We start from the raw sequence: 20826 nt of genomic DNA, 5'->3' as shown, positions 1-20826 counted from the left end.
TCGCCGCCCGATTAGAATGGACCAATGCCCTCCGCCTCCTCCACACCGAACCACAGCGCCGCCCCGCACGACGTCGATGCGCGCACCCACCCGCTGGGGAACCTTCGTGATCTCGGCGGGATCGCCGTCTCCTCCGGAAAGGTGCGTCCAGGCATGCTGTGGCGGGCCGATGATCCCACGATCTCTCCGCGCAGCGAGCTGCAGACCCTCGCCGGTCAGGGACTGGCTGCCATGCTGGACCTGCGCTCCACACCGGAAGCCTCGGCGTCCCCGCACCGCACGGCCGGCGAACTGGGAATCGCCCACCACCATCTGCCGCTGGCCGAGTCTGCGGTGCACCCGCTGGCGCTGGTTCGAGCCGCACCCACTATGCAGTCACCGGCCGACGTCGGACGCTGGTATGCGGCCCTGGTGCGCAATCACCTGCAGGAAGTCGTCCACGCGCTGCGGATCATCGGCACCGCCGAGGGCGGCGTACTGTTCCACTGTGCCGCCGGCAAGGACCGCACCGGGATCCTCGCCGCCGTGGTCCTGGCACTGCTGGGTGCAGACCGAAATGTCATCGTGGAGGACTATGCGGCCACCGAGCAGAACATGATGGCAGTCATCGGCCGCCTGCGCGCGGCCGCCTATGCGCAGGCCGCCGGCGCCCCTGCAAACGAGACCGCCGAGGATGACAGCGCCCAAGCGGCGGCTGATTTCTTCGCCAGCAACCATCCGCTGCTCGGCGCCGTCTCGGACTCCATGGATTCTATGCTCACCGATTTGGGCGGAGAGCCGGGCCTGATGGATCTGATCTCCCACACCGCTGACCCCGATACGCTGGTGGGCAGACTGCACCAGAAGCTGGTGAACTGATTCGATGTGCATCCACGGGCACGAATCAGCTAAGCTGTAGTCTGCTCATTCCTCGGCATACGATGATCGAGCATCCAGGTGCGGTGTCCGAGCGGCCGAAGGTGCAACGCTGGAATCGTTGTGTAGGGCAACCCCCTACCGTGGGTTCAAATCCCACCCGCACCGCAGACGACGACGGGCTGGGGTCCGGGCATCAGCCCGGGCCTCAGCCCGTTTTCTGCAGCGCTACTAGTGCGAAGGGGCCGAGTTGATCGATCTGAGAGCTGATCGCGGCGTCGTCGTCCTCGGTGACAACACCCAGGTGCTCCCCCAGCTGCCCGACGAGTCCTTTCAACTGATCTACATCGACCCGCCGTTCAACACCGGCATCATTCAGCAGCGGCGCACCCTGCGGAAGAACCCTGACGGCACTGAGGCCCGTGCCGGTTTCCGCGGCACCAGCTACACCGCCCAGGAGACTCGCCGAGTGGGCTACGTGGACGCCTACGACGACTACCTGGGGTTCATCGCGCCCAAGCTGGAGGAGGCTCGCCGACTGCTGAAGCCCTCGGGCACGCTCTATTTTCACATCGACTACCGCGAGGCCCACTACTGCAAAGTCCTGCTGGATGACATCTTCGGCCGGGAGAACTTCCTCAACGAGGTCATTTGGGCCTACGACTACGGCGGCCGAGCCAAAGACCGCTGGCCGGCCAAGCACGAGACCATCCTGGTCTACACCAAGACCCCCAAGGGCCACTACTTCAATCAGGACGCCGTGGACCGGATCCCCTACATGGCCCCAGAACTGGTCAGCGCGCAGAAGGCGGCACGCGGCAAACTGCCCACCGACGTGTGGTGGCATACCATCGTCACCACCAACGGCAGGGAGAAGACCGGATATCCGCACCAGAAGCCTGAGGGCATCCTGCGCCGCATCGTTCAGGCCTCCTCCGCCCCAGACGATTGGGTGCTGGACTTCTTCGCCGGCAGCGGGACTGCCGGGGCGGTCGCGGCGCAGCTGGGCCGGCGGTTCATAATGGTCGATCACAGTCCTGAGGCCCTGGACACTATGCGCCGGCGCCTGGGCACCGACGGGATCCGCTATGTGGAGGCTGACGGAGCGCCCCCGGCACCGTGAGACCGTCCAGGTTCATGCGCCCCATGGCATGCGACCGTTGCCGTTGCCTTGACTGAATCGTTACGCGTTTCTGCGAATAGTTATTCAATGGGCATCAGAACCCCTTGAACGACACTGCTGCACTCCGTAACTTCACCAGCACATACCTATGACGACGGCTTCGGCATGATCGTCGGCACCACACACGGGGAACGATTCACCATGCAGCACCCAGCACGCACTCAGCATCGCACAACGTTCAGCTCTTCCGGCCGCTCAGCGACCGCCTTGGTCTTGGGCAGCTGTTTGGCCGTGGGCGTGCCCGCGGCAGCGGCGGCCAGCACACAGAGCCCCGGGCCCGACGACGCCCCAGCCGCGGAGGACTTCACCGACGAGACGTTCGGTGCCGCTCATCTGGGCGAAGGCGGGGGCACTATCCCCGCCGGTTTCGAGGACATGCGAATATACCTGGAGACTGAGGAGGACTTCACCGGCGAGCAGCTGGACATCTGGGTCTATCCCGCGCAGATGCCGGCAGATGTCGAAGGAACGTGGACCGGCAGCGCCAGCGCGGAGGACGGCCGGCTGGAAACGACCATCAGCCCCTCCGACGTCGCCCTGGATGAGATCAACACGCTGGCGGTCTCCACCGATGATGGCGAACTGGTGGGCTGGACCTACGGAAACGCCGTCGAATACGAGGCACCGGCTGATCCCATAGATCCGCTGGGGCCCACCGGTGATGACCTCACCAGCGAGACGCAGCATCAGATCAGCTTGGGCGAAGGCGGCACCGGCCCGCTGCCGGTGGAGACTGACCTGCTGGTCTACACCGCACTGGGCTCCTATGTTGGCGAGGGCACTTCCGCTGAGCTGTGGCTGGTCCCTGAGTCCGAGCCGAACAGCCCCGTCCACATCGGTGAGACCCAGGGCGTGGAGCACTGGTACGAAGACATCCACAGCTCCGAGCAGGACTACACCAGCCGGATTGTGCTGCCCATCCAGGTGCCGGGCAGCGTCGCCGACGGTTCCTACTCCCTGGCAGCCACCACGGCAGACGAGGTCTTCGGATGGATCGATGTGACTGTTGACAGCACGCTCGAGGTCCCTGGGCAGACCCCCAACACGCAGTTTCCGGGCGATTCGGAGCCGACTTCCTCGCCGACACCCAGCGAGACGGCAACCGGTGAGACTGAGACCAGCGAGACTGAGCCCAGCGAGATTGAGACCACTGAGACTGAGACGGCGGATGAGCAGCAGTCCAGCGACACTGCCTCCCCCGACGCTGCCTCCGCTGAGCAGACCGATGACAGCGAGCTGGCCCAGACGGGCCAGACGTGGACCTTCGTGGCCCTGGGTGCGGCGGCTCTGGGTCTCCTTGCGCTGATTCTCTACTTCGTCCTGCGCTCGCGCCGCGGCAAGGCCTGAGTGCCAGAGAGGTTCACGTCCCACTGTGACGGGAAAGCGCCTCCCCAGCGATGTGCTCAGCAATGGCCAGCGCGCTAGTGGCACCCGGTGAGGGCGCGTTGCGGACGTGGACCACCTTTGAGCCCCCGGAGATCACGAAATCATCAGCCAGGATCCCGTCGGCGTGCATGGCTTGCGCCCGAACGCCGCGGGGACCGGGTGTGACATCTTGGACCTCAATTCCTGGCAGATACTGCTTGGCCTCCTCCACGAACGCGCCTCTGCTCAGTGCAGTGCGAGTCTCACGGGCCATGGCTGGCACATTCTTGGCAGCGAACTTCCAGAACCCGGGGATGGTCGCCACATCCGCGAGGTCTCTGGGATTGAGTCTGCGGCGTCGGTAAATTTCGCGGCCCAACGAGAGGAACGCGTTGGGTCCCAGCATCACCTCACCGTCCCAGCGCGGGGTGATGTGCACCCCCAGGAACGGGTAGCGCGGGTCCGGGACTGGGTAGATCAGACCGTTGACCAGGGCAGCCTTCTCCGGGCTGAGCAGGAGGTAGTCCCCGTAGAACGGAACGACCTTGGGGAACCGTGACTGGCCGGAGGCGCGGGCGAGGCGGTCCGACTGCAGCCCCGCGCAGACCACCACCAGGTCGAATGCTTCCACCTGCTGCGCCTGGCTGGATCCGGCCCGGGTCTTCGATGAGACGTGGGCGACCCGTCCCCCAGTGCCGCCTGGTGCATCCTCACCGACGGCGGTCACTTCCGTGGAGAGCCGAACCTCCGCCCCGGCTGACACGAGGTCCTCCATCAGGGCCTCGGCGATGCCGCGAAAGTCCACGATGGCGGTCTGCGGCGAATGCAGGGCGGCCACACCCTGGGCGTGAGGTTCAATCTCTTCGATCTCTGCGCGACCGATCAGCTGGACGCCTGGCACTCCGTTGGCGGTGGCTTTGTCATAGATTCCGTGGAGGCGCTGGCGTTCACGCTCGTCCTTGGCGACCACGATCTTGCCGCACTCCTGGTAGGTGACGTGCTTCTCCTGCGCGAAGTCGCGCAGCAGTCCCACGCCCCGGCGGCACAGCTTCGCCTTGAGCCCGCCGGGTTCGTAGTAGAGCCCGGCATGCACCACCCCGGAATTGCGCCCGGTCTGGTGGGCCGCGACCCGGGCTTCCTTCTCGAATAGCACGACCTCGGCCCCCGTCCGGCGCTGCATCAGCTCCCGGGCAACCGCCAGGCCGATGATGCCTCCGCCGACCACACCTATTCTCAGTCCCATCAGATGGCGGAGTAGGAGAGGTTGTTGTTCTTTTTGGCCTTGCCCAGCTGGATGGCGAGGACGGCTAGGATGATCGCTGCCCCAAGGCCGACCCACGGGATCTCGAAGGTGTAGACCAGAAGCCCGGCACCGACCAGCAGGATCCTGAAGTACCAGGAGATGGGTTCCATGAAGTGACCCTCCAGGGAGGCTGATATCACCAGGATGGTCACCAGTGCGGCGGCCACGACGGTGACTGCCTCCACGAGTCCGACTCCGCGCAGCAGCAGGTCGGGGTTGTAGACGAAGAGGTAGGGGACCACGAACCCTGCTGCAGCGAGTCGGAAGGCAGCCACTCCGGTGGCCATCGGTTTGGCCCCGCTGACCCCGGCGGCTGCAAAGGCGGCCAGCGCCACCGGTGGGGTGATGTTGGCGAAGAGCCCGAAGTAGAAGACGAACAGGTGCGCCACCAGCGGTTCGACCCCCAGCATGGTCAGTGCCGGGGCGGCCATCGTGGCGGTGATGATGTAGGCCGGGATCGAGGGCAGGCCCATACCCAACACCAGGCAGGCCAGCATGGTCAGCACCAGGGTCCAGAACAGGATCCCGCCGGAGAGCTGGACAATGGCCGAGGCCAGGGTCACACCGAATCCGGAGATGGTCACCACACCGACGATGACGCCCACTGAGGCGCAGGCCACCGCGACGCCCAGGGTGGAGCGGGCCCCCTCTTCCAGGGCGTCGAGGATATCGCGGAAGCTCATTCTGGAGTTTTTGCGCAGCATCGCCACCACGATGGTCACCAGAATAGTCAGCAGAGCCGAGTACAGGATCGTGCGTCCGGAGAAGAACAGCATGTAGACCAAGAACACCAGCGGAAGCAGCAGGTGTCCGCGTTCTTTGATCACCTCCATCACTGCCGGGAGGTTCTCCCGGGAGATGCCCCGCAGCCCCAGTTTGGTCGCCCGCAGGTGGATCTGGACGATGAGGCTGATGTAGAAGAGCAGGGCCGGGACGATAGCTGCCAGGGCCACAGTGGTGTAGGGAACCCCGATGGTCTCGGCCATGATGAAGGCCGCAGCACCCATAATCGGCGGCAGAATCTGTCCGCCCACCGAGGCCGAAGATTCCACTGCCCCGGAGAAGGTGCGGGTGTAGCCGATCTTTTTCATCATCGGGATGGTGAACGCCCCGGTGGAGACCACATTGGCGATGGCTGAGCCGTTGATCGACCCCATGAAACCAGAGGCGATGGTGGCGACCTTCGCCGGGCCGCCGCGGCCCTGCCCGGCGATGGCCATGGCCAAGTCGTTGAACATCTGGCTCATCCCGGATTTGGCCAGGAAGGCGCCGAAGAGGATGAACAGGATGATGTAGCTGGCTGCCACCCCAACTGCGGTGCCGAAGATCCCTTCGGTGCCGGCATAGAACTGGTAGGCCAAGGTGTCCCAGTCGTATCCGCGGTGGCGAAGGAGCCCGGGCATATCGCGGCCGAAGAGCCCGAAGCCGATGAACAGGATCCCCAGGATCGGCAGCGCAATGCCGGTGACCCGCCGGGCCGCTTCCAGCACCAGGACCACCAGCAGTGAGGCGACCACGATGTCGGTGGAGGTGAACCGGCCAGCCTGGAGGACAAACTCCTCATAGTTGAGGGTCATGTAGATAGTCGGCACCAGGGACGCCACCGCCAGGGCACCGTCGGCGATCCGCCAGCCGTTGGACTGGGCACCGCGGGTCGGCGGGTAGACCATAAAGACCAGAAACAGGATCACGCTGACATGCAGCGAACGGTGTATCAGGGTCGGCGGAGTGCCGAAGTACGCCGTATACATGTGATAGAGGGCCAAGATGATGGCCACCGCACTGATCAGCAGACCCACCGGCCGCCAATGCGTCTCGCGCACCCGGGACTCGGAATCATACTTGGCTGCAGCCTCGGCGGCCTCGCGCTGCTGGGCAGCGCGCTCCTCCTCAGGGGCCTCGGAAGACGTCACCGTGTCCTCCCCGGTGGCCGGGGTCCGCTGCTCAATCACGGCGGCCCTGGCCTCGGCACGAGTCTGCGAAGACGGATCGACGTCGTCTCCGGTGTTCTTGTCCCTGGTCATTGTGGCCTCAGCTCTATCGGTTCTCGGTCGGGCAGCACACCGGCTGCGATGAGATCGTCATGGTTATCCAGCCCGATCTGGTAGTCCACCCGGTGGGAGTGGATCCAGCGGATCGCCTCAAAGTCTCGGTCGATGTTCTCAATGATGACCTTGCCGTCTTCCATGCGGACATCCCCCTCATCCAGAGGCATCCCCGCGCCGTACTCTTCGAACTCAGTGCTGGTCAGCGTCAGTGCCTCACCGTCGAACCGGTAGGTGTCGGTCCAACGGCTCAGCTCGATGGAATGGATCCATGAATGGGTGATGATCGAGCCTGTGACGATGTCGAACTCGCCATAGACCTCACCGCTGCGCTGATGCTGACACACCAGCTTGTGCCCACCGGTGCCGCAGCCGGTCAGCCCCAGGGTCCCGGCGGCAGCCGCTGCCCCGGCAAAAGCCAGCAGCTGCCGCCGAGTCATCCCGGGCGTCGGGCCCGGCCGGCTACGCGTTGTCGTCGGCCGTGTCCTCAGTCTCGCCACCGGCATCTTCACCGCCGCCCCCAGTGGGGAGGTCGTTCTCCTCGTAGTAGCGCTGCGCCCCGGGGTGCAGCGGAACCACCAGACCCTCAGTGGCAGTCTCGGCGGTGATGTTCTCTGCCTCAGTGTGCGAGCTGTGGATGCGGTCCAGGTTGTCGAAGATCGCCGAGGTGATGTCATAGACGGCATCCTCGCTCAACTCATCGTTGGCCATCAGGTGGTTGACCACGGCCACAGTTTCGGTGTCCTCATCCTCTTCGTAGGTGTCGGCCGGGATAGTGGCATCCTGGAAGAACTCATACTCATTGAGCAGTGTCTCCCGGCCGTCACCGTCAATAGGAACGGTCACGAAGTCGGTGTTGGTGCCCAGTTCCACCAGAGAAGGGTTCGGCAGCCCGGAGGTGGCGAACAGCGCATCAATGTGCCCGTTGGCCATCTGATCAGTGGCTTCACCGTAGGGGAGATAGTCGGCATTGATGTCGTCGTAGCTCATGTCGTAGGCACCCAGCACCATCTGGGCGTTGAGCTCGACGCCGGAGCCGACGTCACCGACCGCCACGTTGGCACCGGCCAGGTCTTCCACCGACTCGATGCCAGCATCGGCGCGGGCGATCAACTGGACGGTGTTGGGGTACATGGTCATGATCGCCATAAGACCGTCCCGGGCGTCGTCCTCGAAGGGTCCGGTCCCCTCAACGGCCTGGACGGTGGCATCGCCCATGGTGAAGGCAATTTCGGCGTTGTTGTCGGTGAGCAGGTTGATGTTCTCCGCTGAGGCGCCGGTGGACTGCACCGAAGTGTCCGAGTCCATCTCGTCGGCCAGAACATCGGCCAGGGTAGCTCCGATCTGATAGTACACACCGGAGGAACCGCCAGTGGCCACCGTCAGGAACTGGGCGTCCTGGTCGCCGACCTCTTCAGCGCCGCCGGAGGCAGCGTCGCCGCCGTCGTCTCCGCCGCAGGCCGTCAGCAACAGGGCTGATGCCGCCAGGACCGCACCGGAGGTGGTGAAGCGTCCGCGCTTTTCGAACATGGGGTTCCTCTTTTCGTTGGACTGCGAGCCTTCCTCACACTCAGCTGGGCAGCCATTGCCTATGGCTTACATGAGCTGAGCTGTATCGCGCTGGCCAGCATTTCGACACAGATTGAGTATGGTGCACGTCACATGTGTACAACAGTCATTGCCGTCAAGCTTGAGGAACTCTTGAGCTGACGCGAACACGAGCTGGTAGCACTCAACCCATGCCGCAGAGTTATGCTGTGCCGGTGGGCAGTACTGAGAGGATACGGTCACGCCGGAAGCTGACGACGGTTATCGTGCCGCTGCTGGCCCTGGTGCTGGCTGCAGCGGCTGTTCTTTGGGCGAGCACGTATCGATCGGCCCCTCAACAGGAACCGCTGACTTTGGCCACTGGCCTCAACGGCGGGGTGTATTACGAGTTGGGGCAGGCCTTGGAGGGACTGACCCAGGACTCCGAGGTCCCCTTGGCGGCCCAGGAGTCGGCAGCCTCGCAGGTCAATGTGGAGATGATTGTCTCGGGCGAGGTCGACGCCGGCTTCTCCACCTCCGATGTCGCTGCCTTGGCGGCCCGCGGCGAGCCGCCGTTCGACCGTCCGCTGCCGATCCGGGCGGTGGGTCGCATGTATGACCAGCCGCTGCATCTGGTGGTGCTGGCGGATTCCGAGTACCAGCGGCTGACTGATCTGGAGGACACGACCATCTCAGCCGGCGCGGACGGGTCCGGAACCCGAGTGGCGGCCGAGCGGGTGCTCGAGGTGGCCGGGCTGGAGCAGGGCTCGGACCTGGAGGATGTCTCCATGGACCTCGCCGAGTCGGTCGAGGCCCTGGAGGACGGTGACATTGCGGCGTTCTTCTGGTCGGGCGGGCTGCCATCCCAGGCCGTCACGGAGCTGGCCGAGCGCACCCCGATTCGCCTGATCGACCTCTCCGAGTGGGCCGGGCCGTTGGCTGAGCAGGGACAAAGCTTCTATGAAGATGTGCCGGTTCCGGTGGACACCTACCCCGGGGTGCCCGGTGTGCGCAGCATCGGGGTCTCCAGCCTGCTGATCGTCAGCACCGAGCTGCCCGACAGCACCGTGGAGTCGCTGACCGGGGATCTGTTCGGCTCTCGGGCCGATCTGGTGGAAGTCAGTCCGGTGATTCGGCAGCTGCACGAGCGTTCGGCGCTGAACACCCAGCCTGTCGAGCTGCACCCTGGGGCGCTGGAGTATTATCAGCGCGCTAAGCCTGCGCATCGGAGCGCGCAGCGGGGCCATAGAGGTTGATCACCGCACAGATTCCGTGCGGACTGCGTGGCTGCAGACTCAGGGTGCTGTTGTCCAGCTCCAGCAGTGACACCACCGCCGAGAGACCCAGACCGGTCCCATGGGCGGCTGTTGGGACCTCGTGCTCGGCGTCGGTGCGGCGCCAGAAGGGAATGACCGCTTCCTGCAGCATCTGGGCGGGCAGGCCGGGGCCGTCGTCTTCGACGACTATCCGGATGTGATCAGCGTTGCGCCGTTCTCCACGGATCCGCACGGTGACTCCTTCGCCGCCGAATTTCAGCGCATTGTCGATCAGCACGTCCAGGGTCTGCTCCAGCGTGTGCTCCAAGGTGCGCACTGTCAGCTCATCGGGGATCTCCAGGTCGATCCGGGCTCCCAACTGCTCTGCGATGGGAAGCCAGGCGTACTGCCGCCGCGCAGCAATGGCGGCTGCATCAACCTGAACCCGGTCCAGCTCAGCATCCTCAGAAAGGGCTAGGCTGAGCAGCCCCTGACATGTTCGATTCAGCCGGTCGAGCTCTTCGAGGACCGCCTCCTGCTGCGGCTCACCGTCGTGGCCCAGCGACTCCACGCGCAGGCGCACCGCGGCCAGCGGATTGCGGATCTGGTGGCCGGCATAGGCGACGAAGGAGCGCTGCCGGTGCAGGATCTGCCCGATGGTTTCGCTCATCTCGTTGAAGGCCGAGGCCAACTGCCTCAGCTCCCCGGGGCCCTGCACCGCAGAGACTCGGGCGCCCAGGTCCCCACCTCGTACCGCCTCGACCGTTTGGGCCAGCTGGGCCACCGGGCGCAGCACCCACCGGCTGATCGGACGAGCCGCCAGTGCGCCGAGGAGCAGCGTCGCCGCCACTGCCGCAGCGATGACGGCCCACTGGATCCACATCGAGCGTGTCACCGCCGTCGTCGGCGAGGAGGTGACGACCGCACCGATGGTCTCACCGCTGTCGTTGACGGGTTCGGTCACCAGCATCTGCTCGGTGCTCCAGGGCCAGATTCTGCCCTCGGGCTCCTGCCGGACCCCGGCCAAAGCAGCCAATACCTGTTCAGCGGGCTGCTGGGCTGATTCGCCGGAGGCAGCCTGCACCTCGGCCAGGGTCAGCCCCGGGCTGCTGGCTGCCACCACGTCGGCCTCGGCGTCCAGAACCACAGCGGAGATGCCGAAGATCTGGTCGTAGGTTTCAACCTCAGCGGTGATGCCCTGAACCTGGCCGGTGAGCACCGCGTTCTCAGCCAACGAGGACAGCCGAGCCGCATCGGCGGTGCGGTCTAAGAGCATCTGGTGGGATTCCCGGTCCACCACGGCATACGCCAGGGGCAACGCCAGCCCCAGGGTGGCCACCACCAACAGGGCCAGGACAACACCGACCAGCCGTCGATGCATCAGGGTCGCACCAGACGATAGCCGATGCCCCGGACAGTTGTGATGAGCCCGGGGTCCCCCAGTTTGGCCCGCAGCGAGCTGACGTGGACCTCCAGCGCCCGCTCATTGCTGGGCCAGGAGCTCCGCCAGACCTGCATCATCAGGTGATGGCGTGCCACAGTGCGCCCGGGCTGTTGGGCCAACGCCACCAGGAGGTCAAACTCCTTGGCCGTCAGCTCGATCAGCTCGTTGTCCAGGGTCACCTGCCGCGAGGCCAGATCGATGCCGATGGCACCCACACTGACAGCAGAGCTCGGCGGCTGGGAGGCACGCCGGGCCACTGCCTCGATCCGGGCAGTGAGTTCGGCCACGCTGACGGGTTTGACCACGTAATCGTCCGCGCCGGTGCGCAGCCCGGCGATCCGGTCCTTTGTCTGCCCGCGGGCGGTGAGCACTATGATGCCTGCACCGGCGAACTCGTAGCGGCCGCGCAGCTGTTTCAGAACGTCCAGACCGGCCATATCCGGCAGGCCCAGGTCCAGCAGCACGACGTCGGCTGGTTCGGCCGACACCGCGGCACGGCCAGTGGTGACATGCTTGACCGCGAACTGCATGCGCCCAGTGAGCACCTCCCGCAGCGCTGACGCCAGCCGCAGGTCATCTTCAACAAGCAGTACTCGAATCATAGGCGGGCACCCGGCCGGTCCAGCTAACCGTAATGGCGCTCTACAGCGGGGAGACGGTGGTGTCGACCCGTTGGAAGGACTTCAGATCCACGTAGCCGCAGGAGGCCATGGCGTGGCGCAGTCCGCCCATCAGGTTCGACGTCCCATCGGTGTGGTGGCCGGGGCCGATCAGCACCTCCTCCAGCGGTGCCACTGTCCCCACCTGGGTGCGGTGCCCGCGCGGGAAGTTGGGATGGACTGCTTCCAAGCCCCAGTGCCAGCCGGCGCCCGGCGCCTCCTCCGCCCGCGCCAGTGCCGCCCCCAGCATGACCGCGTCGGCACCCATAGCCAGGGTCTTCACGATGTCCCCGGAGGTTCCCAGGCCGCCGTCGGCGATCACGTGGACGTAGCGGCCGCCGGACTCGTCCAGATAGTCCCGCCGCGCAGCAGCGATGTCCGCGATCGCCGTGGCCATCGGCACCCGGATGCCCAACGCCCGATGCGTCGTGGTTGCCGAACCGCCGCCGAAACCGGCCAGCACTGCGGCGGCACCGGTGCGCATCAGGTGCAGCGCGGGAGTGTATCCGGCAGCACCGCCGACGATCACCGGCACATCGAGCTCATAGATGAACTCTTTGAGGTTCAGCGGGTCGATATGTTCGGACACGTGCTCCGCGGAGACTGTGGTGCCGCGGATGACGAACATATCAACTCCGGCGTCCACCACGGTCTGGTAGAACTCCTGGGTGTGCTGCGGAGTCAGCGACCCGGAGACGACGACGCCGGACTCCCGCACCTCCTCCAACCGTTGGGTGATGAGCTCAGCCTTGATGGGTTCGGAATACAGCTGCTGCAGCCGCCGGGTGTTGGACGGAGAGATCTCTCTGTTCTCCAGGTGCGCGATCTCCTCCAGCACCGGTTCAGGATTTTCATACCGAGTCCAGAGGCCCTCCAGGTTCAGAACCCCCAAGCCTCCCAGCCGGCCCAGAGCGATCGCCGTCTGCGGTGACATCACCGAGTCCATGGGCGCGCCGATCACTGGCATGGAGAACGTATAGGCGTCGATCCGCCAATCCAGGCTGACATCCTGCGGCGACCGTGTGCGACGGTTGGGGACAATGTTGATGTCGTCCAGCGCCCAGGCCCGGCGCCCGGTCTTGGCCATCCCGATAGAGATCTCGTTCACGTCTTCTGCTGCCTACTTTCCGCGGTAGTTCGGGGCTTCGACCGTCATCATCACATCGTGCGGGTGCGATTCCTTCAGGCCCGCCGAGGTGATTCGCACGAATTGGCCTTTGGACTTCAGCTCGGCGATGGTGTGGGCGCCGACGTAGAACATGGTCTGGCGAAGACCGCCGGTGAGCTGGTGCAGCACCGCCGTCAGGGGCCCGCGGTAGGGAACCTGGCCCTCGATGCCTTCAGGGATGAGCTTCTCATCATCAGGCACATCGGCTTGGAAGTATCGGTCCTTGGAGTAGCTGGTGTTCTTCCCCCGGGTCTGCATCGCTCCCAGCGAGCCCATCCCCCGGTAGGCCTTGAACTGTTTGCCCTGGTAGAAGACCAGGTCGCCGGGCGATTCAGCCGCACCGGCCAGCAGCGAGCCCAGCATCACCGAGTCAGCACCGGCCACCAGCGCTTTGCCGATGTCTCCGGGGTGCTGCAGTCCGCCGTCGGCGATCAGCGGAACCCCGGCAGGCATCGCTGCCTTGGAGGTTTCGTAGATCGCGGTGATCTGCGGGACGCCCACTCCGGCGACCACCCGGGTGGTGCAGATCGAACCGGGCCCGACGCCGACTTTGATCGCGTCCGCACCAGCATCGATCAGCGCCTGGGCGCCGACGGTGGTGGCAGCCTGTCCGCCGATGATGTCCACCCCGGAGGCAGCCGGCTCGGCCTTCAGCGTGGCGATCATGTCCAGCACGCCTCGGGTGTGGCCATTGGCGGTGTCGACCACCAGGGCGTCCACACCGGCATCAATCAGCGCCATGGCACGGTCGAAGCCCTCACCGAAGAACCCGACGGCGGCCCCGACGCGCAGCCGGCCTTCGTCGTCCTTGGTGGCCTGGGGGAACTTATCGGCCTTGTCGAAGTCCTTGATGGTGATCAGTCCGCTCAGCCTGCCGGCGTCGTCGACCAGCGGCAGCTTCTCCACCCGGTGCTCACTGAAGATCCGCAGTACCTCAGAGTTGGGGATGCCCATCTTGGCGGTCACCAGCGGCTGCCGGGTCATCTTCTCCTCCACCCGGGTGCTTCCGTACTCCTCAGTGGGGATGAAGCGGATGTCACGGTTGGTGATGATGCCCACCAGCGTGCCCTCCGAGTCGACCACCGGCAGCCCGGAGATGTGGTAGTGGGCGCAGATGTCATCGAGATAGGCCAGGCTGGCCTCGGGGGAGATGGTCACCGGGTCAGTGATCATCCCGGACTCGGAGCGCTTGACCCGGTCCACCTGTTTGGCCTGGTCCTCGACGGAGAGGTTGCGGTGGATGATGCCCATCCCGCCCAGCCGTGCCAGAGCGATGGCCATAGGCGCCTCAGTGACCGTGTCCATCGCCGCAGAGGCCACCGGTGAGTTGACCCATATGTTGCGGGTCAGCCGCGTGGCCGTATCGGCCTCGGAGGGGATGACGTCGGTCTCGCCGGGGAGCAGCAGAACATCGTCGTAGGTCAGTCCGAGCAGAGCAAAGGGATCGTGCCCCTCGGGGTGGGTGTGGCTCACAGGCGGCGCCTCTCGCAGATCGTTCACGGCAGTCAATGCACAGCGGCAACCAGTCTACGTCGCGCGCTGGTGCTCGGGACAACTGTTCCGCAGCTACAAGGCGCTCATCCCGAAGGCCTGCAGCACCAGCGGGAAACCGAGGAAGGCGACGGCGTCGAGCAGGAAGTGGGCGATCACCAGCGGCATCACCCGGCCGTACTTGAGGTAGATCCAGCCGAAGATGACGCCCATGATCGCGTTGCCCACGCCCGGCCCGAATCCCTGGTAGAGGTGATACACCCCCCGCAGCCCGGCGGATGCGGCGATGATCACCCAGAAGGTGCCGCCGCTGCCCAGCTGGGGCCAGATGCGCCGGGCGCGGTCGAAGAGGTAGGCGATCATAATCACCTCCTCCAGCAGCGAGTGGCGCAGAGCCGAAAGCAGCAGCACCGGTGCGCTCCACCAGTAATCGGTGACGTCGGCCGGGATGATCTGCGCTGTCACCCCCAGGCTGCGGCCGAGGAAGTAGATGCCCATAGTGCCCAGCCCGATGAGGACGAACAGCCCGGTCCCGAGCGCCCAGTCGGTGCCTCCACGCCTGAAGTCCAAACCCCAGCGTCGGAAGGGGTTGCCGCCGTGGAGGCAGACCAGGTAGATCACCAGGGCCACGGGGGCCAGGGCGAAGAGTGCGTCCAGGACCTGGAAGGTGACGTCGAAGAGCTCGCTGCGGGACTGGGAACGCTGCACGGTGGCGGTCTGGTCCGCCAGCGGGGCGATGCTCAGCGCCTCGGCCAGCTGCAGCACCGCATAGACTGCCGAACGCCCCAGCGAGAGCGCCAGCACGATGCCGACTTCCCATGCGTAGAAGCGCCGTGACTCAGTCACCGGAGGAATCCGCTGCGTGGGCCTCCAGCAGTTCCCGGTCCTCGTCACTGATCGGCACCGGTCTGCCGGTCTCGGGGTCAACCTCGACCATGACTGCTTCGATCAGTGCGCACCGGTGGCCCTGCTGCCACAGGTCATGGACCAGGGTGAAGGAGGTGCGTCCGATGCGAGCCACCCAGACCGAGGCGTAGAGCGAAGGCCCGTAGCGAATGGGCGCCTCGAAGTCTATTCGCTGGGTGCGCACCACGCGGGAACCGACCTTCGCCGCGTCGTCGAACCACGCCGTATCCGCCCGCACCCGTGCCTCTTCGGCCAAGGTGACGGTCCGGGCATTGTTGACGTGACCTAGCAGGTCCTGGTCGCTCCACCGCAGCTGCAGTTCGCAGCGGAACGCATACTGCGGGGCATCAGCACTGTAGTTCATCCTTCTCCTTCTGAGGTGGGGCGGCGGTTGGGGTCTGCGTCTCATCCTCGCATCCCACAATCCTCGCATCCCCACACTGGCCGCCCAGAAATGGCTGAGGCCCCGACTCGTAGGAGCCGGGGCCTCAGTGCGGGAACTGACTGATCAGGGTCAGTCGTCGTCCTCGTTTTCCTGCTTCTCCACCACCAGAGTTTCGGTGGTCAGGACAAGGGCGGCGATGGATGCCGCGTTCTGCAGAGCAGAGCGGGTCACCTTCACCGGGTCGACGACGCCGGCGGCGATCAGATCGCCGTACTCGCCGGTCTTGGCGTTGTAGCCGTGGTTCGGCTCCAGCTCCGCGACCTTGGCGGCGACGACGAAGCCGTCTTCGCCTGCGTTCTGTGCGATCCAGCGCAGCGGCTGAACCAGAGCACGCTTGACGATGCCGACCGCTGCCGCGGCGTCACCGCTGAGGCTGGTGATCTGCTCGTCCTGGTCCAGAGTGGACAGGGCGTTGATCAGGGCGGTGCCGCCTCCGGCGACGATGCCCTCCTCCAGCGCGGCGCGGGTGGAGGAGACGGCGTCCTCGATGCGGGCCTTGCGCTCCTTCAGCTCCACCTCGGTGGCTGCGCCGACCTTGATGACGCCGATGCCGCCGGCCAGTTTGGCCAGCCGCTCCTGGAGCTTCTCACGGTCCCACTCGGAGTCCGAAGCATCCGCCTGCGCCTTGATCTGTGCGGCGCGAGCCTCGACGTCGGCCTTGGTTCCTGCGCCGTCGACGATGGTGGTCTCGTCCTTGGTGACCGTCACCCGGCGGGCGGTTCCCAGATCTTCCATGCCGACCTGGTCCAGCTTCAGACCAAGGTCCTGGGTGATGACGGTGCCGCCGGTGAGGGTGGCGATGTCTTCCAGCATGGCCTTGCGGCGGTCGCCGAAGCCCGGGGCCTTGACCGCGGCCACCTGCAGAGTGCCGCGCAGCTTGTTCACCACCAGGGTGGACAGGGCCTCGCCCTCGACGTCCTCGGCGATGATGAACAGCGGCTTCTTGGCCTGCATGACCTTCTCCAGCACCGGGAGGAACTCCTGCATATTGGAGATCTTGCCCTGGTGGATCAGGATCAGCGGGTCCTCCAGCACAGCTTCCTGACGCTCGGCGTCAGTGACGAAGTGCGGCGAGAGGAAGCCCTTGTCGAACTGCATGCCCTCGGTGATGTCCAGCTCCGTGGATGTGGTGGAGCCTTCTTCAATAGTGATGACACCGTCGGTTCCGACGGCGTCGAAGGCGCTGGCCAGCAGCTCTCCGACCTCATCGTCCTGCGCGGAGATCGCACCGACATAGGCGACCTCCCGCTGACCGGAGATTTCGCGGGCGTTCTCACGCAGACGGCGGGTGACCGCGTCCACCACGACCTCGATGCCGTGCTTGATCTCGCCCGGGGCAGCCCCGGCGGCTACGTTGCGCAGGCCCTCTTTGACCAGAGCCTGCGCAAGCACAGTTGCGGTGGTGGTTCCGTCGCCGGCGACGTCGTTGGTCTTGGTGGCGACTTCCTTAGCCAGCTGGGCGCCGAGGTTCTCGTAGGGATCCTCGATCTCCACCTCGCGGGCGATGGTCACACCATCATTGGTGATGGTGGGCGCACCCCAGGACTTGTCGAGCACCACATTGCGGCCCTTGGGGCCCAGGGTGACCTTGACGGTGTCGGCGAGCTTGTTGATGCCGTCCTCAAGTGCTTTGCGGGCGGCGTCGTCGTACAGCAGCTCTTTTGCCATAGGTTGTACTCCTTAGAAAAGTCGAGTGGAAGAGGTTTACTTCTCGACCTTGGCGAGGACGTCGCGGGCGTTGAGCACCAGGTACTCTTCGCCGCCGACCTTGACCTCAGTGCCGCCGAACTTGGAGTAGATCACCACATCGCCTGTGGTCACATCAACAGGGATGCGGTTTCCGGAATCATCGAACTTGCCCGGGCCGACGGCGACAACTTCGCCCTCCTGGGGCTTTTCCTGGGCGGTGTCCGGGATAACCAGGCCGGAAGCGGTGGTCTGCTCGGCCTCCAGGGGGCGGACAACAATGCGATCCTCGAGGGGCTTGATGGAGACTGACACGTCAGTTCTCTCCTTTGCTTGGAGTCGAAATCTTTCCTTGACTGTTGCTCGCCTTGGGAGTGAACCAACCGTCGTCGCGGGTGCCGGTGGCGCGTCCTTCAGGCTTGATCTCCTACTGGGCTGACGACCCCGCAGGAGTTAGCACTCAGGTGTGCTGAGTGCTAATAGAAACTATATGACTGGATTAGCACTCAATCAAGCGGAGTGCTAGTTTCCCAGCTTCAGCGTACGGCTCAGCGCTTCGATCGGCTCGCGTATTTGGCGGAAAGACTCGTCGAAGACGCTCTCCGGAAGCATGTAGGGGTCAACGACCTCATCCTCCTCGCCGGGCTGGGTCTGCTCGCGGCGGGCCTGCGCCACCATCGGGACCAGTGCGGCGAGCCGGTCGATCACCGGGGTGCTCGGATCGGCGACCTCGGCCGCCTCATCGGCGCTGAGGTGCTGCAGCAGGCGTCCGAACTGAGGCAGCGTGAAGCTGCGCTCACCGGCGGCCGGGACCTCGGCGAGCATATCGTCCAGATGCACCTGGGTCGCTGCGAGTATCAGCTCGGAGCCTTCGATCATTTCGACAGTGGCCTGTTCGGCCACAAAGTCGTTCACATCGGATCCATAGTCGGCGATGCGCCGCTTCATCTGCGGCTGCATGTCCTCACCGACATGCGCATAGGTGCCGGCCGAGATGACAGTAACCTCGGGCTCGGCGCTGAAGGTCTGTGCCAGCAGCCGCTCCATGGCCGGTGAGCGGCAGATGTTGCCGGTGCACACTGCCATGATCGTAAATCTTCCTGGCACCTGTGCCTCACGTCCTTTCGATGGGGGTGAGCCGGCGGGACTGCGCTCGGCTCGATCGGACTTCTCTGCAGAAGAACGGAAACCTCCCCGTCGTCTCCGGGGTGATCAGCACGAAGTCGCGGCTGGGGTCCGGGCTGAATCCCTCGGAGCCGTACAGCCGGTGGGCGGCGGTCATGCTGGCCAGGCTGCACAGCGTCACTGCGCTGATCTCGGGACGGGCTTGCGCCGCGGCGATGACGTGCCGAACCAGATGGCGGGCCACGCCCGAGCCCTGCAGCTCTGGGGCGGTGGCCAGCATGCGGAACTCCATCTCCCCGGGGCGGGCGACCTCGGCATAGTCGCCGTCGTAGTCGGTGACGGTGACCGAGGCGGCCACCACGCCCTCGACCTCGGCCACCAGCAGCTGGGCACGCTCGGCTCGATCCGCTACCTGCCTCAGGTGCTGCAGGTAGCCGGCGCTGGGACTCATGTGACCGCCGTTCACATACGCGGCGACGGTGAGGTCGGCGATGCGCTGATAGTCCTGCGCTCGTGCCTCACGGACGTCGACGACGGCGGCTGGGCTCATGAATCGGTGGTGCCGCCTGAGACCCTGCGCCGACGACGACGCCGGGGCCGCCGCGAGGAGCCGCCTTCGCCCGGCTGGGCGGAACCGGCGCTGGCACTGTCCTTCGGCGCCTCTGACGCGGTGCTGCGACTTCGGTTTCGGGATCGCCCTGATCGTCCCGTCTTGGAGCCTGCACCTGATCCGCTGCGGCCGGAGCTGCGACTGTTCCGCGAATCCGGACCGCCGAGATCCTCGATCTCTTCGGCGGCGAGGCCCTCCTTGAAACGCTTGTGCCGGGGCAGGCGGCCTTTGGTGCCGGCCGGGATGTCCAGGTCCTCGAACAGGTGCGGCGACGAGGAGTAGGTCTCCACCGGCTCGGGCACGCCCAGACCGATCGCACTGTTGATCAGCTTCCAGCGGCCCATGTCTTCCCAGTCCACGAAGGTCACCGCAGTGCCCTTCTGACCGGCGCGGCCGGTGCGACCGATCCGGTGCAGGTACATGGAGTCATCTTCGGGGCAGACCAGGTTGATCACATGGGTGACATCGGTGACGTCGATGCCGCGGGCGGCCACATCGGTGGCCACCAGGACGTCGACCTTGTTGTTCCTGAAGGCCCGCAGCGCCTGCTCTCGAGCGCCCTGACCAAGATCGCCGTGGATCGCGCCGGCGGCGAACCCGCGGCTGATCAGCTCTTGGGCGAGCTTATCGGCCTGGCGCTTCGTGCGGGTGAAGATGATGGTGCGACCACGGCCATCCGCCTGCAGGATCCGGGCGATCATCTCGTCCTTGTCCAGCTGGTGGGCGCGGTAGACGACCTGGCGGATGTCTTTCTTCGTCACGCCTTCGTCGAACGGGTCGGCTGCGCTGATGTGGGTGGGCCGGGACATGAACCGCCGTGCCATCGAGACCACGGGTCCGGGCATTGTGGCGGAGAAGAGCATGGTCTGGCGCACAGTGGGCACGAAGGAGAGCAGCTTCTCCACATCGGGCAGGAACCCGAGGTCGAGCATCTCGTCAGCCTCGTCCAGCACCACGATGCGGATGTGCTTCAGGTTCAGGTGCTTCTGCCGGTGCAGGTCGATGAGCCGGCCCGGAGTGCCGACAACGATCTCCACCCCGCGGTCCAGCTCCTCGATCTGGGGCTCATAGGCGCGGCCGCCGTAGATGGTGGCCACCCGTACGCCCAGCTTCGAGCCGGCGTCCCGGATGTCCTGAGACACCTGGACGGCGAGTTCGCGGGTCGGGGCGACGATGAGCGCCTGCGGTGCCCCCGGGGTCTGGAGCTGCTCGTAGGCCTCATCGCCGGGTGCAGTGACCCGCTGCAGGGCCGGAATGCCGAACCCCAGCGTCTTTCCGGTGCCGGTCTTGGCCTGGCCGATGATGTCGTTGCCCGGCAGGGCGATGGGCAGCGTCTCTTCCTGCACAGGAAAGGGACTGGTGATGCCCTTCTCGGCGAGGCTGTCCACGATTTCGCTGCGGACGTTGAAGTCAGCGAAGGTCAGCGTCGGCTGGTGCGCAGACGGTTCATGGGCCTCACCCGAGGCGGTGGGTTGGTCATTGGGTGTTTCAGTCTCAGCAGTCATTCATACTTTCAGTCGGCGACGGCGGCAAAGCCGACCGTCTTTTTGATGTCGGAGCCGATCTCCACGTATCCGAGGGAGGCCACCGGCACCACGATCTTCTTCTCGCGGCGGTCGGTGAGGCTGAACAGCGGCTTGGCCTTCTCGATCGCCTCGGCGACAGTCTTTTCGACGTCCTCCGCGCTTGCGTCGGTCTCGACGACGATCTCGCGGGCAACGTTCTGGACTCCGATGCGTACTTCCATGCCACTCCTCA

General features: G+C 65.4%; 20 protein-coding genes and 1 tRNA gene. 5 read left to right on the top strand and 16 right to left on the bottom strand.

Features of this window, described 5'->3' with window-relative positions; translation table 11 throughout:
* The first annotated feature begins 24 nt into the window (after positions 1–24).
* The 4 genes from FHX47_RS07800 (at position 25) to FHX47_RS07785 (ending at position 3385) form a co-directional block, all read left to right on the top strand.
* Entirely contained in the window at positions 25–858 is an 834-nt protein-coding gene (locus tag FHX47_RS07800) for a tyrosine-protein phosphatase (RefSeq protein ID WP_183358369.1), read from the top strand.
* Between the two features lie 77 nt (positions 859–935).
* A tRNA-Ser gene (locus tag FHX47_RS07795) sits at positions 936–1023 on the top strand.
* Between the two features lie 82 nt (positions 1024–1105).
* Entirely contained in the window at positions 1106–1978 is an 873-nt protein-coding gene (locus tag FHX47_RS07790) for a DNA-methyltransferase (RefSeq protein ID WP_183358368.1), read from the top strand.
* A gap of 291 nt (positions 1979–2269) precedes the next feature.
* A complete protein-coding gene (locus FHX47_RS07785; RefSeq protein ID WP_183358367.1) occupies positions 2270–3385 on the top strand; it encodes a hypothetical protein in 1116 nt (371 codons plus the stop codon).
* A 13-nt stretch (positions 3386–3398) separates the two neighbouring features.
* Here FHX47_RS07785 and lhgO read toward each other — a convergent pair whose 3' ends face one another.
* Genes lhgO through FHX47_RS07765 form a run of 4 tightly spaced genes read right to left on the bottom strand, consistent with a single transcriptional unit; the run spans position 3399 to position 8281 of the window.
* Complete coding sequence (gene lhgO, locus FHX47_RS07780; RefSeq protein ID WP_221206239.1) at positions 3399–4646, bottom strand: L-2-hydroxyglutarate oxidase; 1248 nt, start codon at positions 4644–4646, stop codon at positions 3399–3401.
* Positions 4646–6730, bottom strand: coding sequence for a TRAP transporter permease (locus FHX47_RS07775; RefSeq protein WP_183358366.1), 2085 nt, complete (start codon positions 6728–6730; stop codon positions 4646–4648). The genes lhgO and FHX47_RS07775 overlap by 1 nt, the downstream gene beginning before the upstream one ends.
* On the bottom strand, positions 6727–7191 hold the full coding sequence (locus tag FHX47_RS07770; protein ID WP_183358365.1) for a DUF1850 domain-containing protein: 465 nt from the start codon (positions 7189–7191) through the stop codon (positions 6727–6729). The genes FHX47_RS07775 and FHX47_RS07770 overlap by 4 nt, the downstream gene beginning before the upstream one ends.
* A 22-nt stretch (positions 7192–7213) precedes the next feature.
* On the bottom strand, positions 7214–8281 hold the full coding sequence (locus FHX47_RS07765; protein ID WP_183358364.1) for a TAXI family TRAP transporter solute-binding subunit: 1068 nt from the start codon (positions 8279–8281) through the stop codon (positions 7214–7216).
* Positions 8282–8490: 209 nt separating this feature from the next.
* Between FHX47_RS07765 and FHX47_RS07760 the strand changes: the two genes are divergently transcribed.
* Positions 8491–9534, top strand: coding sequence for a TAXI family TRAP transporter solute-binding subunit (locus FHX47_RS07760; protein ID WP_183358363.1), 1044 nt, complete (start codon positions 8491–8493; stop codon positions 9532–9534).
* Here FHX47_RS07760 and FHX47_RS07755 read toward each other — a convergent pair.
* From FHX47_RS07755 to FHX47_RS07700, 12 genes are all read right to left on the bottom strand, one after another.
* On the bottom strand, positions 9491–10915 hold the full coding sequence (locus FHX47_RS07755; protein ID WP_183358362.1) for a sensor histidine kinase: 1425 nt from the start codon (positions 10913–10915) through the stop codon (positions 9491–9493). The genes FHX47_RS07760 and FHX47_RS07755 overlap by 44 nt on opposite strands.
* Positions 10915–11580 (bottom strand): response regulator transcription factor, encoded by a 666-nt coding sequence (locus FHX47_RS07750; RefSeq protein WP_183358361.1) that lies wholly within the window; start codon positions 11578–11580, stop codon positions 10915–10917. The genes FHX47_RS07755 and FHX47_RS07750 overlap by 1 nt, the downstream gene beginning before the upstream one ends.
* Before the next feature lie 40 nt (positions 11581–11620).
* Entirely contained in the window at positions 11621–12724 is a 1104-nt protein-coding gene (locus tag FHX47_RS07745; RefSeq protein ID WP_183358409.1) for a GuaB3 family IMP dehydrogenase-related protein, read from the bottom strand.
* A gap of 33 nt (positions 12725–12757) precedes the next feature.
* A complete protein-coding gene (gene guaB / locus FHX47_RS07740) occupies positions 12758–14278 on the bottom strand; it encodes an IMP dehydrogenase (protein ID WP_183358360.1) in 1521 nt (506 codons plus the stop codon).
* Between the two features lie 93 nt (positions 14279–14371).
* Entirely contained in the window at positions 14372–15142 is a 771-nt protein-coding gene (locus FHX47_RS07735; protein WP_183358359.1) for a CPBP family glutamic-type intramembrane protease, read from the bottom strand.
* Positions 15135–15566, bottom strand: a complete 432-nt coding sequence (locus tag FHX47_RS07730; RefSeq protein WP_183358358.1) for an acyl-CoA thioesterase — start codon at positions 15564–15566, stop codon at positions 15135–15137. The genes FHX47_RS07735 and FHX47_RS07730 overlap by 8 nt, the downstream gene beginning before the upstream one ends.
* A gap of 150 nt (positions 15567–15716) precedes the next feature.
* A complete protein-coding gene (gene groL, locus FHX47_RS07725) occupies positions 15717–17315 on the bottom strand; it encodes a chaperonin GroEL (RefSeq protein ID WP_183358357.1) in 1599 nt (532 codons plus the stop codon).
* 36 nt (positions 17316–17351) lie between these two features.
* A complete protein-coding gene (groES, locus tag FHX47_RS10860) occupies positions 17352–17648 on the bottom strand; it encodes a co-chaperone GroES (RefSeq protein WP_183358356.1) in 297 nt (98 codons plus the stop codon).
* 207 nt (positions 17649–17855) lie between these two features.
* The gene (locus tag FHX47_RS07715) at positions 17856–18419 is read right to left on the bottom strand and encodes an arsenate reductase/protein-tyrosine-phosphatase family protein (RefSeq protein WP_183358355.1); all 564 of its coding nucleotides are present in this window, start codon (positions 18417–18419) and stop codon (positions 17856–17858) included.
* Between the two features lie 28 nt (positions 18420–18447).
* A complete protein-coding gene (locus tag FHX47_RS07710) occupies positions 18448–19008 on the bottom strand; it encodes a GNAT family N-acetyltransferase (RefSeq protein ID WP_183358354.1) in 561 nt (186 codons plus the stop codon).
* Complete coding sequence (locus FHX47_RS07705) at positions 19005–20573, bottom strand: DEAD/DEAH box helicase (protein WP_183358353.1); 1569 nt, start codon at positions 20571–20573, stop codon at positions 19005–19007. Before FHX47_RS07705 ends, FHX47_RS07710 begins: the two co-directional genes overlap by 4 nt.
* 8 nt (positions 20574–20581) lie before the next feature.
* Positions 20582–20815 (bottom strand): DUF3107 domain-containing protein, encoded by a 234-nt coding sequence (locus tag FHX47_RS07700; protein ID WP_183358352.1) that lies wholly within the window; start codon positions 20813–20815, stop codon positions 20582–20584.
* Positions 20816–20826 lie beyond the last annotated feature (11 nt).

The organism is Garicola koreensis (assembly GCF_014195445.1).
GTDB lineage: Bacteria > Actinomycetota > Actinomycetes > Actinomycetales > Micrococcaceae > Nesterenkonia > Nesterenkonia koreensis.
Note: the sequence above shows the minus strand (reverse complement) of the source record. Positions and strands in the feature narration are given on the sequence as shown.